Origin of the sequence: Sporolactobacillus kofuensis, assembly GCF_024125425.1 — a bacterium.
Taxonomy (GTDB): Bacteria; Bacillota; Bacilli; order Bacillales; family Sporolactobacillaceae; genus Sporolactobacillus; species Sporolactobacillus kofuensis.
Map to the genome: position 1 here is coordinate 116,224 of NZ_JAMXWN010000009.1, position 15,029 is coordinate 131,252.

General features: G+C 39.7%; 15 protein-coding genes. 5 read left to right on the forward strand and 10 right to left on the reverse strand.

The features are described 5' to 3' along the window. Positions 1-340 precede the first annotated feature (340 nt). Complete coding sequence (gene zwf, locus NIE32_RS09050; protein WP_253076562.1) at positions 341-1,813, forward strand: glucose-6-phosphate dehydrogenase; 1,473 nt, start codon at positions 341-343, stop codon at positions 1,811-1,813. Between the two features lie 83 nt (positions 1,814-1,896). Here zwf and NIE32_RS09055 read toward each other — a convergent pair whose 3' ends face one another. The 3 genes from NIE32_RS09055 to NIE32_RS09065 all read right to left on the reverse strand — a co-directional run bounded on the left by NIE32_RS09055 (position 1,897) and on the right by NIE32_RS09065 (position 3,480). Then, on the reverse strand, positions 1,897-2,583 hold the full coding sequence (locus tag NIE32_RS09055) for a GDSL-type esterase/lipase family protein (RefSeq protein WP_253076563.1): 687 nt from the start codon (positions 2,581-2,583) through the stop codon (positions 1,897-1,899). A gap of 104 nt (positions 2,584-2,687) precedes the next feature. After that, the gene (locus tag NIE32_RS09060) at positions 2,688-3,209 is read right to left on the reverse strand and encodes a GrpB family protein (RefSeq protein WP_253076564.1); all 522 of its coding nucleotides are present in this window, start codon (positions 3,207-3,209) and stop codon (positions 2,688-2,690) included. A gap of 151 nt (positions 3,210-3,360) precedes the next feature. Further along, positions 3,361-3,480, reverse strand: a complete 120-nt coding sequence (locus tag NIE32_RS09065; protein WP_253076565.1) for an FbpB family small basic protein — start codon at positions 3,478-3,480, stop codon at positions 3,361-3,363. A 196-nt stretch (positions 3,481-3,676) separates the two neighbouring features. On the opposite strand from NIE32_RS09065, the gene NIE32_RS09070 reads away from it, so the two are divergent. Further along, positions 3,677-5,053 carry a dipeptidase gene (locus NIE32_RS09070; RefSeq protein WP_253076566.1) on the forward strand — a complete coding sequence of 459 codons (1,377 nt, stop codon included), beginning with the start codon at positions 3,677-3,679 and terminating at the stop codon, positions 5,051-5,053. 242 nt (positions 5,054-5,295) lie between these two features. Here the strand turns inward: NIE32_RS09070 and acnA are convergent, their stop codons facing one another. The 5 genes from acnA to NIE32_RS09095 all read right to left on the reverse strand — a co-directional run bounded on the left by acnA (position 5,296) and on the right by NIE32_RS09095 (position 11,653). After that, positions 5,296-8,031, reverse strand: coding sequence for an aconitate hydratase AcnA (acnA, locus tag NIE32_RS09075; protein WP_253076567.1), 2,736 nt, complete (start codon positions 8,029-8,031; stop codon positions 5,296-5,298). Positions 8,032-8,233: 202 nt separating this feature from the next. Continuing rightward, the gene (locus tag NIE32_RS09080; protein WP_253076568.1) at positions 8,234-9,025 is read right to left on the reverse strand and encodes a GntR family transcriptional regulator; all 792 of its coding nucleotides are present in this window, start codon (positions 9,023-9,025) and stop codon (positions 8,234-8,236) included. Next, entirely contained in the window at positions 8,967-9,707 is a 741-nt protein-coding gene (gene nagB, locus NIE32_RS09085; RefSeq protein WP_253076569.1) for a glucosamine-6-phosphate deaminase, read from the reverse strand. The genes NIE32_RS09080 and nagB overlap by 59 nt, the downstream gene beginning before the upstream one ends. Position 9,708: 1 nt before the next feature. Beyond that, positions 9,709-10,935, reverse strand: a complete 1,227-nt coding sequence (gene nagA / locus NIE32_RS09090; RefSeq protein ID WP_253076570.1) for an N-acetylglucosamine-6-phosphate deacetylase — start codon at positions 10,933-10,935, stop codon at positions 9,709-9,711. A gap of 319 nt (positions 10,936-11,254) precedes the next feature. Continuing rightward, entirely contained in the window at positions 11,255-11,653 is a 399-nt protein-coding gene (locus NIE32_RS09095; protein ID WP_253076571.1) for a winged helix-turn-helix transcriptional regulator, read from the reverse strand. Positions 11,654-11,795: 142 nt separating this feature from the next. On the opposite strand from NIE32_RS09095, the gene NIE32_RS09100 reads away from it, so the two are divergent. Then, positions 11,796-12,305 carry a type 1 glutamine amidotransferase domain-containing protein gene (locus NIE32_RS09100; protein WP_253076572.1) on the forward strand — a complete coding sequence of 170 codons (510 nt, stop codon included), beginning with the start codon at positions 11,796-11,798 and terminating at the stop codon, positions 12,303-12,305. A gap of 718 nt (positions 12,306-13,023) precedes the next feature. Then, entirely contained in the window at positions 13,024-13,236 is a 213-nt protein-coding gene (locus NIE32_RS09105; protein ID WP_253076573.1) for a PspC domain-containing protein, read from the forward strand. Positions 13,237-13,371: 135 nt separating this feature from the next. Here the strand turns inward: NIE32_RS09105 and NIE32_RS09110 are convergent, their stop codons facing one another. Both NIE32_RS09110 and yneA read right to left on the reverse strand, forming a co-directional pair. Further along, entirely contained in the window at positions 13,372-13,587 is a 216-nt protein-coding gene (locus tag NIE32_RS09110; RefSeq protein ID WP_253076574.1) for a YneF family protein, read from the reverse strand. A gap of 357 nt (positions 13,588-13,944) precedes the next feature. Continuing rightward, positions 13,945-14,238, reverse strand: coding sequence for a cell division suppressor protein YneA (yneA, locus tag NIE32_RS09115; RefSeq protein ID WP_253076575.1), 294 nt, complete (start codon positions 14,236-14,238; stop codon positions 13,945-13,947). A gap of 158 nt (positions 14,239-14,396) precedes the next feature. Between yneA and lexA the strand changes: the two genes are divergently transcribed. Continuing rightward, positions 14,397-15,011, forward strand: a complete 615-nt coding sequence (lexA, locus tag NIE32_RS09120; protein WP_449325419.1) for a transcriptional repressor LexA — start codon at positions 14,397-14,399, stop codon at positions 15,009-15,011. Positions 15,012-15,029 lie beyond the last annotated feature (18 nt).

A 15,029-nucleotide genomic window follows, 5' to 3' on the forward strand; every position in this document is an offset into this window, starting at 1 on the left:
GATCTCCTTTTTCATGTTCAGTATTATCATACAAATGATTAGGCATTCCCCGCGACGGACGGAAAATGCCTACCAAACATTGAACGAGACATCATCTTTGTTTTCAAAAGTAAACCTCTTCCATCCCATTGATTACCTAAACACATAATTTCACCTTACCATGTACAGACATGAATTGCAATGGAAGTCCCGTTTAAAACAGGATTGAAACATTTTTAATCAGTCAATACTTACTATTATTCACATTCATTTCATAAGAAATACGGTAAAAGTGTAACACATTTATCTAAAAGTGTGATAACATTCAAATATAACGAACGAGGAACGAGGGAAATTACCAATGATTGAAACGACAAAAGAGCCGGTTCTTATTTTTTTGTTCGGAGCAACTGGAGACCTGGCCCGAAGAAAACTTTATTCCGCTCTTTATCGCCTTTATAAGAGGGACCAACAATTTGCAGTGATTGGACTTGCACGTCGCCCACATACCGATGAGACTTATCGTGATTTAATAAATGACTCATTACCCTCAGATGCGGGGCAGCGCCAGCACTTCTTAGCCCGTTTTTATTATCGCCGATTGGACATTACCCGTCCGGAAAATTTCGTCTCGTTGAAGAAATTTAGCGATGAACTAAATGAGCGGTACCAATTAAATGGAAATCGAATATTCTATCTTTCTCTTGCACCTAACTTCTTCGGTGAAGCTGCAAAACACCTGAAAGAATCCGGTCTTGCAACGACTTCAGGTTGGAAACGATTAGTTATTGAGAAACCGTTCGGCCATGATTTGCAATCGTCAAAGGAATTAAATGATAGTCTATTGCATGCATTTGATGAAGACGAGATCTATCGTATCGACCATTATCTTGGTAAAGAAATGGTTCAAAATATTGAAGTGCTTCGTTTTGCAAATCCAATATTTGAAGCCGTCTGGAACAGGCGCTATATTTCAAATGTCCAAATTACACTGAGTGAAACGCTGGGTGTTGGAGAACGCGCGAATTATTATGATCAAACCGGGGCTCTTTTGGATATGGTTCAGAATCATATTATGCAACTTCTGACATTGATTGCCATGGAACCTCCTACCCAGTTTGAGACGAATGATGTTCGCTATGAGAAAGTTAAAGTGCTCAAAGCATTCCGCCCGATGAATGTTAATAATGTTGTCGAACAAATCGTCCGTGGGCAGTATACTCGCGGGATGACACCGGATAGGCAAAAACTGCGTGGTTATCTTGACGAGGAAAATATTAGTAGTGCATCGGATACAGAAACATTCGTTGCTGCACGTTTTCTTATCGATAATTATCGTTGGTCAGGGGTTCCCTTCTACGTTCGAACCGGTAAACGCATGACTGAAAAATCAACACAAATTATCATCCAATTTAAGAAACTGCCAAAGAATCCATATTTCCATAATGTGAACCATGTCGGTCCAAATTTACTTGTCATCTATATTTCACCAGATGAAGGATTATCACTAAAGCTTAACGTAAAAGAAACCGGAGAAACAGGAAATACCATTCCGATTTCCTTAAAATTCCGCAATAATGCACTCGCTGAAGAAAATATGCAAGATGCTTACGAACGTCTCATTGCAGACTGTATTAAAGGCGATTCCACGAACTTTACGCGTTGGGATGAAGTTGCTTATTCCTGGGAGATTGTGGACTCTATTGTCGACTCTTGGAAACAGCGTCGCGTACCTGTTGACTACTATGAAGCCGGTACAATGGGACCTTCTTCAGCTGACGAATTACTAGAGAAAAACGGTCATCATTGGTGGCCGCTCATGCATATGGAATAATATCTGCATAACAAAAAATTGGGCACCTTTCGTTCAACGAAGGTGCCCAATTTTATTTTTTTGCTGTACACGTTAATCCAATGTTAATGCGCATGCCAATTTCTTTTTATGGCGTCCATTAACCGTGCGGACATCTCCGCATAGCCTTTTTTATTTGGATGGAAATGATCCGTATAAAGCAGCTTATCTGTATTGCCTTTGAACAGATCGCTCGTCTGTATAAAAGTAGCAGGCTTATATTTGCTTATAATTGACTCGCTTTTTGTATTCCATCGATTAAGAATGGGAATAAAATCTTTATTCGCACGCCCCAGGTAATCCTCAAAAGGATTATACAGACCAAAATAATAAATGCGCGTATTTGGATTCAACCGGCGTATCTTAGTGAACACTTGGTTTAAATGATCTGAGAATACTTTTTGCTGATTGGAAAAATCACTTTGGTGAAGATCCAAAAAATTCTTTCTGAAGACATAAACCAAATCATTACCACCAATTGTAAGAAAGATGGTATTTGACTGTTTTATAGCATGAGCCACTTGAGGTTGCTTCAATTTCTTTAATAAATCCGATGAAGTGTCTCCTTGATGACCGAAATCTTGTATCTCAACTTTCTTTACTCGTTTCTCTTTCTTCAACTTTTTAGTTGTCGCTCCGACATACCCCTGATTGTCTAGATCACCAACACCTTCAGTTAATGAATCGCCTATAGCAACAATCTTATAAGTGAGTTTCTCAGGTTTCTTCTTTGGTGCTGTTGTTTTCCCCATAAAGACAACATATATACTAGCAATTAAAATAACACCAATAATCAAGATTAATAGACTGATAACGATTTTTTTCTTAATAACTCTGCACCTCTCTAGCCCTTTCGTTATGCACCATACCACCACTGCAATGCAGTTTGTTCGATACGTCTACATAGTTCGTTTTTACCTTCGCAATAACTGTCGCAATCATTTGGATAGTGTTCCGCTAATTGTACTTTCATTTGGCTGTATAAATCGGCAGCATCTTCATGAACACTTAAAAAATCACGAAATGCCAAATGTCTTACCACATCTTCAGTTCCGCTTGTATATGCATGAAGATGAACAAGGTGATTCCCTACCCCATCCGTCTTTTCAAAATAACGACGACCTTTAATGCCATGTGTTCCTAAGGGCCGATAACCCAACGATGACAATTGTTCATTATCATCAAGAGCATGAACATCCTCAACCTCGATAAGAATATCAATCGTCGGCTTTGCACACATTCCCGGTATAGCAGTACTTCCGATATGATGAATAGCAGTTACCATTGATTTTAGATGATGAATGATTTGTGATGATTCTTTTTTATATAGGATCGGCCACTCCTCGTCATAAGGGACCACTTTTCGTTCTCTTTGCACGGACTACTACACTCCTCTAGATCATTTGCTCATGGCTGTTCCTATTTTACCATAGACTCCTTATAATCATTTCGAAGAAAAAACAAAAAACAGCGCGTAGGCGCTGCTTTCCTATGACGAATGGTGATCATCTGATTCATTTTCACACGGATTATTTTACCGCATGCCGGTTATCAATTCTAATTTCAATCTTTTTAATCGCTTTCTCATCTTGGAGTATTTCCGACTTGTTTTTGAGGATTAATTCTTTAATGTTGCCTCTTTTTCTCATCGCTACCAACCACCTTTCTCGTTGTTCCATAAATTCACTGTATAGGACATATTCGGATTAAACGAAATTATGTGAATCTTTATTTATGTTTGTATCATTCCCCATTATCGATCATTAAAACCCTTTCTCTGACCTTTTGTTAAACTTTGGAACAATCTGCTACAATAAGGTGTAGAAACTGCAAGGGGGTTATTGAATGGATCAGCAAATTACAAATACATTGGAGAAGAATCGAGAGCACTATTTGAAGGAAATGATTGAGTTTCTTTCAATTCCAAGTATAAGTTCAGATTCAACGCGAAAATCAGACGTAAGAAAAGCAGCCAAGTGGCTATCCGATGACTTGCGCAAAGGCGGTTTGGAAAACGTTCAAATTCTTGAAACAGCGGGGCATCCTGTCGTTTACGCTGATTATGTGAAAGCAGAGGGCAAGCCGACCGTTCTCTGTTACGGACATTATGACGTTCAACCGGTAGATCCGATTGACAAATGGAACACCGATCCTTTTCAACCGGTAATAAAAGACGACGTTATTTATGGTCGCGGAACGAGTGATGACAAGGGTCAAGTATTTATGCTTGCTAAGATGGCAGAAACCATCTTAGAGGCAAAGGGTGAATTGCCGGTTAACATTAAATTCTGTTTTGAAGGAGAAGAAGAAATCGGCAGCAAAAACCTTGATGCGTTCGTTGATGAACATCTCGAACTTCTCAAAGCAGACGTTCTTCTCGTGTCAGACACAACAATGATCGGTATGGATCAACCGGCAGTCAGCTATGCTCTGCGTGGGCTCTGCGGATTAGAGGTCCGATTGCAAGGTGCAAATGGCGATCTGCACTCCGGCGTCTATGGAGGAGCTGTGCAAAATACACTTCATGCTATGATTGAACTACTTTCAACATTGCATGACAATAAAGGTCACGTAACGGTTGACGGTTTCTACGATCAAGTGGATCCCTTAACTGATGAGGAACGAAAGACATGCGAACAACTTTCAAACGATGAAGCATTAAAAAAAGAACTCGGTGTTGATGCACTTTATGGTGAAGAAGGCTACCCAACGGTTGCACGTATCTGGTCACGTCCAACACTTGAAATCAACGGGCTTTACGGTGGTTTTCAAGGAGAAGGGCTAAAAACTGTTATCCCGTCGACAGCTACCGCCAAAATTACTTGCCGTCTTGTTCCTGATCAAGATCCGGCTATAATCGGTGCATTACTTAAGAAGCATCTCAGAGATCATCTCCCAGAAGGTGTAAAACTTGATGTCGAACTGATGGATCATGCAGAACCATTTAGTATGCCCGTCAATCATCCGGCATTGAAAGCTGCACATCACGCACTGGAAGAAGCTTTCACTACAAAAGCAATACTTTCTCGTCAAGGTGGATCTGTTCCGATTGTCAATACGTTTCATGATAAACTCGGTCTCGCACCCATTCTGATGGGATTTGGTCTCGATAGTGAGAATTTCCATGCGCCAAATGAACATTTCCACCTTCAAAATTATGATCGTGGCATGCGCGCACTCATCGCCTTCTTGTACGATTTACCTGAACAGATGCAAAAATGATCCGAAATGAATGTAAGAAAGAGGCTGTCCTTTATAGAAAGGACAGCCCCTTTTTAATTGAAGAAGTCATATGAAGTTTATTCATCCAAAACGAATCTTTTTCATAAAGAGCATCATTACAATGGAGTCGGTTTTAACCTGTCCAACGGAATCCTCTCCTCCGAAAAATAATCCGAATGTTTGAAGGCACTAAAAGAACTCCTTCATTTATTATTTTGTACCGTTTTTTTGAATGTTATACATCAATTCACTGATTCAGCCAATTTTCGTCTTAATACAGTTTGAAGAATACCGCCATTACGATAGTAATCAATTTCAACTTCACTATCAAAACGAACAATGACTTCGAAATTGATGTCAGTTCCATCACTTGTAATCGCTTTTGCAGTCACAATCTTTCCGGGAGCTACGGTTTCATCAACAAATACCGTTATGGATTCCTCACCCGTGAGTCCCAAAGTATCTGCGTTCTGACCTTCAAGATATTGCAACGGAAGAACTCCCATCATCACAAGATTACTACGGTGAATACGTTCATAACTTTGAGCGATAACAGCCTTGATCCCGAGCAAATTTGTTCCTTTTGCTGCCCAGTCACGTGAGCTCCCCATTCCATAATCTCTTCCTGCCAAGACAACTAATGGAGTACCCTCTTGTTTGTATTTCATTGCCGCATCAAAGATTGGCATCACTTCATGTGTGGGCCAATAAGTTGTATAGCCGCCCTCTGTTCCTGATGCGATCTGATTCCTTATTCGTACATTTGCAAATGTTCCGCGCATCATGACTTCATGATTGCCACGTCGTGAACCGTAGGAATTAAAATCAAATGGCCTTACTCCGTGATTCAACAAATAGGAGCCCGCAGGACTATTCTTGGCAATTGTTCCTGCCGGTGAGATATGATCCGTTGTCACTGAGTCACCAAACTTGCCGATCACTCGCATCGATTTTAGTGGTGCAATCGCGTTTAATTCTGCGGATAAATGTTCAAAGAAAGGAGGATTTTGAATATACGTTGATGTTTGATCCCAATCGTATAACTCTCCCTTACTTGTTAGAATCTTATTCCACCGCTGATTTTCAGTAAAGACACGAGAATACTCCTTCTTGAAACTTTCAGGACCTACTGATTGATTCATCACACCTTCAATTTCATCACTAGACGGCCAAATATCTTTGAAATATACGTCATTACCTTCGTGGTCCTTGCCGAAAGAATCATGCGCCATATCAAAGTCAACCGTTCCAGCGAGTGCATAAGCGACAACAAGAGGTGGTGATGCTAAATAATTCGCACGAATCATTGAATGAATGCGCCCTTCGAAGTTGCGATTACCTGACAGTACCGCTGAAACAGTAAGATCCTGTTCTGCGATCGCTTTCTCAACTGCCGCTGGAAGTGGGCCGGAATTTCCAATACATGTTGTGCAACCATAGCCAACAACATTGAAACCCATTTGTTCAAGATAAGGTAACAAACCAGCCTTCTCAAGGTAATCTGTTACAACTTTTGATCCTGGGGCCAAGCTTGTCTTCACATAGTTTGGTACAGTTAGCCCTTTTTCTACTGCTTTTTTTGCGACTAACCCAGCACCAATCATTACACTTGGATTGCTCGTGTTCGTACAGCTGGTAATGGCTGCAATGACTACAGCTCCCGTTCTCAGTTGTTCTTGTGTTCCATCGTCATAAGTCACTGTTGCTTCTTTACTCAGCTCGTCATTTTGAAAACCAAACCCATGATTCCCTGATGGCCGTGTAAGCGCTGCTTCGAATTCATTTTTCATCTCCGCAAGCGTAACACGATCTTGCGGACGTTTCGGACCGGAGAGCGATGGATGTATATCAGATAGATTTAGTTCAAGGACTTTCGTAAAATTAGGATCTTGGGCTTCAGGTGTGTAAAATAAACCATTTGCCCGGCAATAGTCTTCAACGAGCTGTACCTGTTCTTCAGAACGTCCTGTAAGGCGTAAATAATCTAACGTTACTTGATCAACAGGGAAGAAAGTTGCCGTTGCACCGTTTTCCGGGGACATATTCGATACTGTGGCACGATCTGCCAGTGACATATGTGAGAGACTAGGACCAAAGAATTCAACAAATTTACCAACAACTCCTTCTTCACGAAGCAATTGGGTCACACTGAGTGCGAGGTCGGTTGCTGTCGTACCATTTGGGAGTTCTCCTGTGATTCTGATGCCAATCACATCCGGAACAGGAAAATAAGAGGGTTGTCCAAGCATCCCTGCTTCAGCTTCAATCCCTCCGACACCCCAACCAAGTACACCAAGACCATTAATCATCGTTGTATGCGAATCCGTCCCAACCAGTGTATCCGGAAAAGCTAAAGTTACACCGTCATCGTCCTCCACAGCGTGAACCACAGCAGCTAGATACTCAAGATTCACCTGGTGAACGATTCCCGTCGCAGGTGGAACAGCACGGAAATTCTTGAACGACGTTTGTGCCCACTTTAGAAATTTATAACGTTCTTCATTACGTTCGAATTCTCGTTCCATGTTAAACTGCAAGGCATGATTCGTACCGAATTGATCAACTTGTACCGAGTGATCAACAACAAGGTCAACCGGTTTTTCCGGATTTATTTTTTCTGGATCCCCGCCTAAGTCAGCCATAGCCTTCCTAAGTGATGCAAGATCTACAACTGCCGGAACTCCCGTGAAATCTTGAAGAATGATTCTTGAGGGATTAAAGGGAACATCAATCTGTTTATTCAGTTTCGCAGTCCCCCAGCTTGCCAAGTTCTCAACGTGTTCTTTCTTTATCACTTTACCGTCACATTGGCGGAGAACAGCTTCTAGCAATACTTTAATTGAATAGGGCAGTTTATTGATCGCCCCATACTCAGATAACGCGCTTAACCGGTAATAATTGAAGGGCTTACCGCTGCTTGTAAACGTATCAAGAGCTTGAAAGTAATCCTTCGTTTTAGACGTCTTCGTGGCTGTCATTTGGGCACCCTCCCCTTTGAAATTAATGGAAACTTCTTTATTTAATCATAATTGATCTAATTAATTAAGTAAATTTTAATTATCACAATTATCGTGATAAGTTTTACTTATCTATAAATATTTAGTGAAAGCCTTCTCTCTTCTATTATCGACTATTTTTAAGTTTGAAGACAAAAAGAAGAGAATAAACACCATAAGATGTTTATCCTCTAGGTAAAGTAATTGTAAATTTGTACCGATCAGCACGGAAAAGTGAGAGGGTTTGTTCAATCGGTTGGCCACTCTCAAGAAACGAACAACGCTCAATGAGAAGTAGCGGTGATCCATTAGGAATCTTAAGAATTTCTGCTTCTTCATTAGTTACTAAAGATGCCTCAAGTGACTGTTCCGCATGATGGATTTTCAAGCCGCATTCCTTTTCAATGTACTGATAAAGAGAGGGATCTGCTTTCTTCTCGGTGAGCTCTGGAAATACGCGAACCGGAAGATACGAAATTTCAATACCAATCGGCTCATCGTTAGCCAGTCGAACCCGCTTAATCTCAAAAACTTCTTCTGATGTCTTTAGTCCAAGATGCTTCGAAACGTTTGAAGAGGGAAGCGTCCTACTGAAATCCAAGATCTGACTTCCAGGTGTCATTCCACGGCGGATCATGTCCTCTGAGAATCCATCGAGTCCTAATAAATTTTTTTCAATTTTATAGTGATTCGCAACAAAGGTTCCTTTGCCTTTTATCCGGACAAGTATTCCTGCATTTACAAGTTCCATAATTGCCTGGCGTACAGTCATCCGTGACACATGAAAATGATCGGTTAATTCTCGTTCAGAGGGAATCTGGTCGCCTGCTTGCAAATTTTTGTTTTCAATTAATTGTTCAATATATTGTTCGATTTGATAATACATGGGTACCGGGGACTGACGGTCAAACATTTCATCATTCCTTGTTGAGTTTTGTAAGTGACAAGGCTTGTTCATCAGCAATGATTGTAACATCTGGATGCGCCACCAGTGCTGAAGCAGGAAAATCATCATCGGGAGCAGAGCAATCCAAAAGCCTACGTACTGCTTCCGCCTTGTCTTTGCCAGAAGCAATCAAGATTATTTTTCTACTCTTTAATATCGTACCAATACCCATTGTGATTGCTTGGTCAGGAACTTTTGATAGATCGGTAAAATACCGGGCATTGGCTTGTCGTGTGGACGGAGTTAATTTTACAACATGTGTCCCAATCGTTAAAGGGGTGCCGGGTTCATTAAAGCCAATATGTCCATTGCGTCCAATACCGAGTAATTGCAAATCAACGCCGCCAAGGCTTTCAATCAACTGATCATAAGAAGCACAATAGTCGACCGATGCATGTTCTCCATCAGGAAGATGAGTTTGATTTGCTGGAATGTCTATATATTTAAAAAAGTGATGATACATATACGAATGATAGCTATTTGAATCTTGAGGATTAATACCAACATATTCATCAAGATTCACTGTATGAATCTTACTGTAGCTTGTTCCATTTTGCTGATGGTCCATCACGAGCGCTTTGTACGTTTTTTCTGGCGTACCACCTGTCGCTAGTCCAAGGACCGCATTCGGTTTCTGCGTTACTAAAGTTGAGATGATCGTTGCCGCTTTTTGACTCATCTCATTATTATTTGTTACTGAAATTAAGTGCATCTTAACGTTCCTCCTCTTTTTGATAAGCAATCGTTCCCCGGCATACAGTCAGAACCAATTCATTTTTCTCATTAAGAATAATAAAATCAGCATCTTTACCCTCTTCAAGTGAGCCTTTACGCTCATAAACACCACATTGCTGCGCGGGGTTTATAGCTCCCATCTGTACAATGTCGTCAAGTGTTGCATCCGTAAATGCCAACATATTTTTTAACGACTGATCCATCTTTAGCACACTTCCGGCGATTGTTCCGCTCTTTAGAAGCGCGAGTCCATCGTTCACATAGACATCTTGGCCACCAAGATCATAGACACCGTTCTTGAGGCATTTTGCTCGCATCGAATCGGTTATGAGGATCATGCGCTCGCTGCCTTTTAATCTGAATGCAAGATCAACCATTTCCTTACATATATGATGGCCATCGCTAATGAGCTCCGTATATAATTGTGGATGGATCAGAGCTTCTCCAAGAATACCGGGTTCGCGATGATGCAAGCCCCTCATCCCATTGAATAGATGGGTAACCTGAGTTGCTCCAGCATTGACTGCTTGAATCACATCTTGATGTGTACCATTGGAATGTCCAATAGAAGCCACAACTCCTTGATCAGCCAAATGTTTAATCAAATCAAGACCACCCTTTGTTTCCGGAGCAAGGGTTACTTCTTTTATTGCATGTCCAGACATTTTCTGCCATTTATCAAAAAGCGCACAATCAGCTTCCCGGATGAACTCAACCGGTTGAGCACCCGCCTTTTCTTGATTAATAAATGGACCTTCCAAGTGAATGCCCAAAATCTCGGCTTCACCGTCATGTTGATGACCCATTATCTGTCCGGCGTTTACTATTGCCTGTTCAATTGCAGGTACGGATTGCGTGATTGTTGTGGCGAGAAACGCAGTTGTTCCCTCTTTTGCAAGCGTTGAAGCGATATTGGATAATGCTTCCGGAGTGGCATCCATCGTATCAGAACCGTTTGCGCCATGAATATGCATATCGATCATACCCGGGATACATTTGTAATTGCTTGGAAAGTGAAGCGTCTGAGATACTGAATCCGTGTGATTTGATCTAGCGCCAACAATCTTCCCGTTCTCGACCATAAGACTCCCTTTATTAATCCATTCATTATTAAAATAAATGGAACAGCCTTCAATTTTCATCGACACATCCATCGCTCCTTTTTCTTTTATTTTAGCACCAAACATATATAGTTGTCTAGACATCTATATATATTCAATCAATAAAAAAACCGGGCAAAAAACGCCAAGTTCTTAAATCATACCCGATTTTTATGACGCTCCAGTTGCTCGCATCAGCAAAGACAGCCTCGGGCGATCCGTGAGCCTCCTCAAACAACCAGTAATCTGTGGGGTGTCACTTGGCTCGCGATTCCCGTAGGAGTCTCGCATTTACGCATTTGATTCATAACCTCTTGCTTTAATAGCATATACTTTCTTTGCTTGTAAAAAACATTGCATGAGATCCTCTTCTCACGCGATGGCAATTTAGTAAAAATCGATTCTTTTTATGATCCTTTTTCTTTTACTTAATTGCTTCTTCATTAATACTAAATTTTACGTCTTGTTTCATGCTCTTTAGTCGCTCTTCCCCCCATTCATACATCGCAACAATGATTGGTATTAATGATTGACCTAAATCTGTAATTGAATAGTCCACCCGAACGGGTATCTCAGGATAGATTGTTCTCGATATGATTCCATCCGCTTCCATTTCACGTAACTGCTTCGTGAGCATCTTATTAGATGCTTGTGGCAATAATCGTTTCAATTCTCCGAAACGATAAATTCCGTCAATACCCAAGTGATATAAAATAACAATCTTCCACTTGCCACTAAACATGGATAATGTAAATTCCTTTGCACAGCTGTAATCGCCATTTATCAATTTATTTTTAACTTCTTTTCTTAAGTAATCAGTCACTAAAACCGGCTCCCTTTTAACCTTTACTACTAAATATAGTAACATTTTGGTTACCTGATCACAAAAAAGTGCGTAATTTTCAAGATGAAATTCTAGGTATACCATTAAAAGGTAGTAAATTTTTATTAAAGGAGCTATTTCAATGAGCAAAAATATTGCTGTCTTAGTCACTAATAATGTTGAGGATGTTGAACTCGCTGCCCCAAAAAAGGCAATTGAAGAAATGGGCCACAAAGTAACGTTAATTGAATACAACAAAGGGAACATCATAACTGGTGAACGAGGAACAAAATTCACAATTGATGCTGGTATTGATGAAGTGAAACCAACAGATTTTGATGGATTATTGCTTCCTGGCGGTTTCTCTCCGGATCAATTGAGAGTTGATGACCGTTTTGTTGAATTTGTTAAGTACTTCTTAATGTATGATTTACCTTTATTCGCCATCTGCCATGGTCCGCAATTTTTCATTCAGACTGGGCTCACAAAGGGTCGTACATTGACTGCCTATAAATCCATTCAGCCCGATTTGTACTATGCAGGTGCAGTACTAGAAAATAAACCATTAGTTATCGACAATAACTTAGTCACAAGCCGTACACCGGATGATATGGATGACTTTATCAAAGGCATTGATAAGATTTTGAACTAAAAATAACTTATTTAACTATTTTTAAGGGCTCCATAATCTAATGATTGTGGAGCCCTTTTTGTAATACATGATACATGTTATGTAGTAGCATCCACTTCTGAGAAATAAGAAAAAGGACGACCACTTCTACATTCTTAATCATTTACTACTGTAGTCTAAGTTTCTCTTCAATTTCTTCTTTTCCAATGCCGAAATAAATGACTTTTTTCTCTGGGCTGCTCACGCGATAGAAAACAATTCCTGCTTCAGCAATCTCTCTTAAAAAGTCTATAAAAGGAAGGAAAATGTTTGATTGCCTCCATAACTTTATTCCTATTGAATTTATCTGCAATAACTAAGCTTACTTGAGCACCCGTTTTAAATTCTGAATAAGCGCCTAGAAATTTAGAAAAGCTTATGATCCCATAACTTCTTCTCTTAGTGATGTCTTGAAACTCACATTTTGCTCAATTATGATTCATTGCTACCTCCCTGTAACATTTTTCTTATTTTAGCTTCATTATTCTAACGTAAGTCTTTTTTGTCTTCAAAGAATAAAATGTGCGCTCTCATGTACTTACTCTTTCGCTAACATTGGTCATTTTTTTGAAATTAAGGTATGGCCTAATTCATTCTTATGGTAAATTGGTTAGGAAGAGATAATGGTCGCGTATTGAACTTGATACCATTGATAATTTGCTAAAGAGTTAAGCGAAATTTTTTCAACAGAGGAGAAACTATGTATAGTCCAAAATTAAAGAAATCGAGAACCGATCGTGTTCTTTCTGGTGTTTGTGGAGGCATTGCTGAGTTCTTTGGTATATCCTCTTTTGCCGTACGCTTAATTTTTTTTATATCTGTTATATTTGCAAAATCTCCAGTAGCAATCATCATTTATCTGATCTTAGTTTTCGCTCTTCCCAAGGATCCACCACTTTTTAGACCCGAGTAAACCCTTTAGCAATGCGGTAGTCAATGTATTCATCCATGACGCTTTTCAAAATAAATTGCAAAAAAATCACCGATTTCTGTTGGTTCATCTTTCAACAGAAGTCGGTGATAAATCTGATTGATGTAGCAAGGTATTTTATTTCGATTGATTGTTAATAGCTTTCATCATCTGATTGATCTTCTTTTGCGATGGATGTTGACCCATTTGAGCCATCATTACGCGCAACATGTTTTCATTAATCGGTGGATTTTTCTTCAGGTAATTCATCATATATTTACGGGCGATCAAGAAGCCGAGAATTAAACCGACAGCTAGGCAAATCACACCCACGACTATGTATAACCAGAGCATGCGTCTGCTTCCTCCTTATGTTCAAGTTCCATAGTTCAGTGTACACTATCACTGGATTTAAGGTCAACCTTGTCCCTCATGAAATCAGCATTTTTTTAACATATTCCGGACAAAGTAACAAAAAAAAGAAAGCGTGTTCTTATTTAAGAAAATGCTTTCTTCTGAAGGAGGATGAAAATGGCCATTAATGATTACTGACATTAATGGAACTTAGCAATTATAAAACAATACTACATAAAGGGCGATTGTTGTACCAAAACATCATAAATTCCATCCCTTTGTTATATAACAGTGTAACATAAAAACAAATCTTTGCCAACGATAAACTTTAGACATCCTTCGACACTTCGCTAAATCCTACTTTTGAACAGGTATCATTAATTTTTGATTTGGTACAATGTGTGCGCTTATTAACCCATTTTTACTTTCAACCCAATGGACGAAGGCTTGTTTTGATAAATTTTGATTTTCTTTTTGATAGTTTTCAGCAATTGACCATAATGAATCTCCTGAATTAACCGTAATCGTTTTATATTTATTTTGATCGGCAGCCACCGTATTCGTTAAAGTAAAAAATAAAACAACAGACATAATGACAAATAAGATGATGAAAGAGATTCCTCTTGTGCTTTTCCTTGCATTTGAATTCATTTCAAATTACCCCCATAAGGAATGTTTGTTCTCAAGAACATTTGTTCGTTTTCTTAATTCTAATGCGAACATGCATTTGTGTCAATACTCTCGAACGAATGTTTGCATCCAGTTATTGTGAATGCTATACTATTTACAGGATAAGGAAAAGGAGAAACATCATGAAACTCTCAAATCGACAACAATCTATTTTAGATTTTATAAAACATGAGGTTGCAAGCAAGGGCTATCCACCTTCTGTACGCGAGATTTGTGAAGCAGTTGGTCTCGCATCAAGCTCGACTGTTCATGGTCACCTTGCACGACTCGAAAAGAAAGGGTTCATACGCCGCGATCCAACCAAACCTCGTGCAATTGAAGTATTGGATCATGATGGAGACATATTTACGGAACGGACAGTAAATATCCCAGTTATCGGTAAAGTGACGGCTGGCCTCCCAATCAGTGCTGTAGAGAATATTGAAGAATACTTTCCGGTCCCGAGTTCAATGGTTGAGGATGATGAAGCATTTATCCTCAATGTATCTGGAGAAAGCATGATCAATGCTGGAATTCTTGATGGTGATATGGTGATTGTTCGTCAACAACGAACAGCTGAAAATGGGGAAATCGTCGTCGCAATGACTGATGAGGATGAAGCAACCGTTAAACGTTTTTTTAAAGAAGAAGATCATATTCGGCTTCAACCTGAAAATTCGTCGATGGACCCCATTTTACTTGACAATTGTGTCATCCTAGGAAAAGTAGTCGGTGTTTTTCGTTCGATAAAGTAATTTGAATTACTATATAAA

What these genes read in the sequence shown, in the direction of transcription:
- nagB (WP_253076569.1), bottom strand. Translation starts at nt 9,707, where the DNA reads ATGCACTTAATTTCAGTAACAAATAATAATGAGATGAGTCAAAAAGCG.
- NIE32_RS09070 (WP_253076566.1), top strand. Translation starts at nt 3,677, where the DNA reads ATGGATCAGCAAATTACAAATACATTGGAGAAGAATCGAGAGCACTAT.
- NIE32_RS09110 (WP_253076574.1), bottom strand. Translation starts at nt 13,587, where the DNA reads ATGCTCTGGTTATACATAGTCGTGGGTGTGATTTGCCTAGCTGTCGGT.
- NIE32_RS09105 (WP_253076573.1), top strand. Translation starts at nt 13,024, where the DNA reads ATGTATAGTCCAAAATTAAAGAAATCGAGAACCGATCGTGTTCTTTCT.
- NIE32_RS09100 (WP_253076572.1), top strand. Translation starts at nt 11,796, where the DNA reads ATGAGCAAAAATATTGCTGTCTTAGTCACTAATAATGTTGAGGATGTT.
- NIE32_RS09055 (WP_253076563.1), bottom strand. Translation starts at nt 2,583, where the DNA reads ATGGGGAAAACAACAGCACCAAAGAAGAAACCTGAGAAACTCACTTAT.
- NIE32_RS09080 (WP_253076568.1), bottom strand. Translation starts at nt 9,025, where the DNA reads ATGTTACAATCATTGCTGATGAACAAGCCTTGTCACTTACAAAACTCA.
- zwf (WP_253076562.1), top strand. Translation starts at nt 341, where the DNA reads ATGATTGAAACGACAAAAGAGCCGGTTCTTATTTTTTTGTTCGGAGCA.
- yneA (WP_253076575.1), bottom strand. Translation starts at nt 14,238, where the DNA reads ATGAATTCAAATGCAAGGAAAAGCACAAGAGGAATCTCTTTCATCATC.
- nagA (WP_253076570.1), bottom strand. Translation starts at nt 10,935, where the DNA reads ATGTCTAGACAACTATATATGTTTGGTGCTAAAATAAAAGAAAAAGGA.
- NIE32_RS09065 (WP_253076565.1), bottom strand. Translation starts at nt 3,480, where the DNA reads ATGAGAAAAAGAGGCAACATTAAAGAATTAATCCTCAAAAACAAGTCG.
- acnA (WP_253076567.1), bottom strand. Translation starts at nt 8,031, where the DNA reads ATGACAGCCACGAAGACGTCTAAAACGAAGGATTACTTTCAAGCTCTT.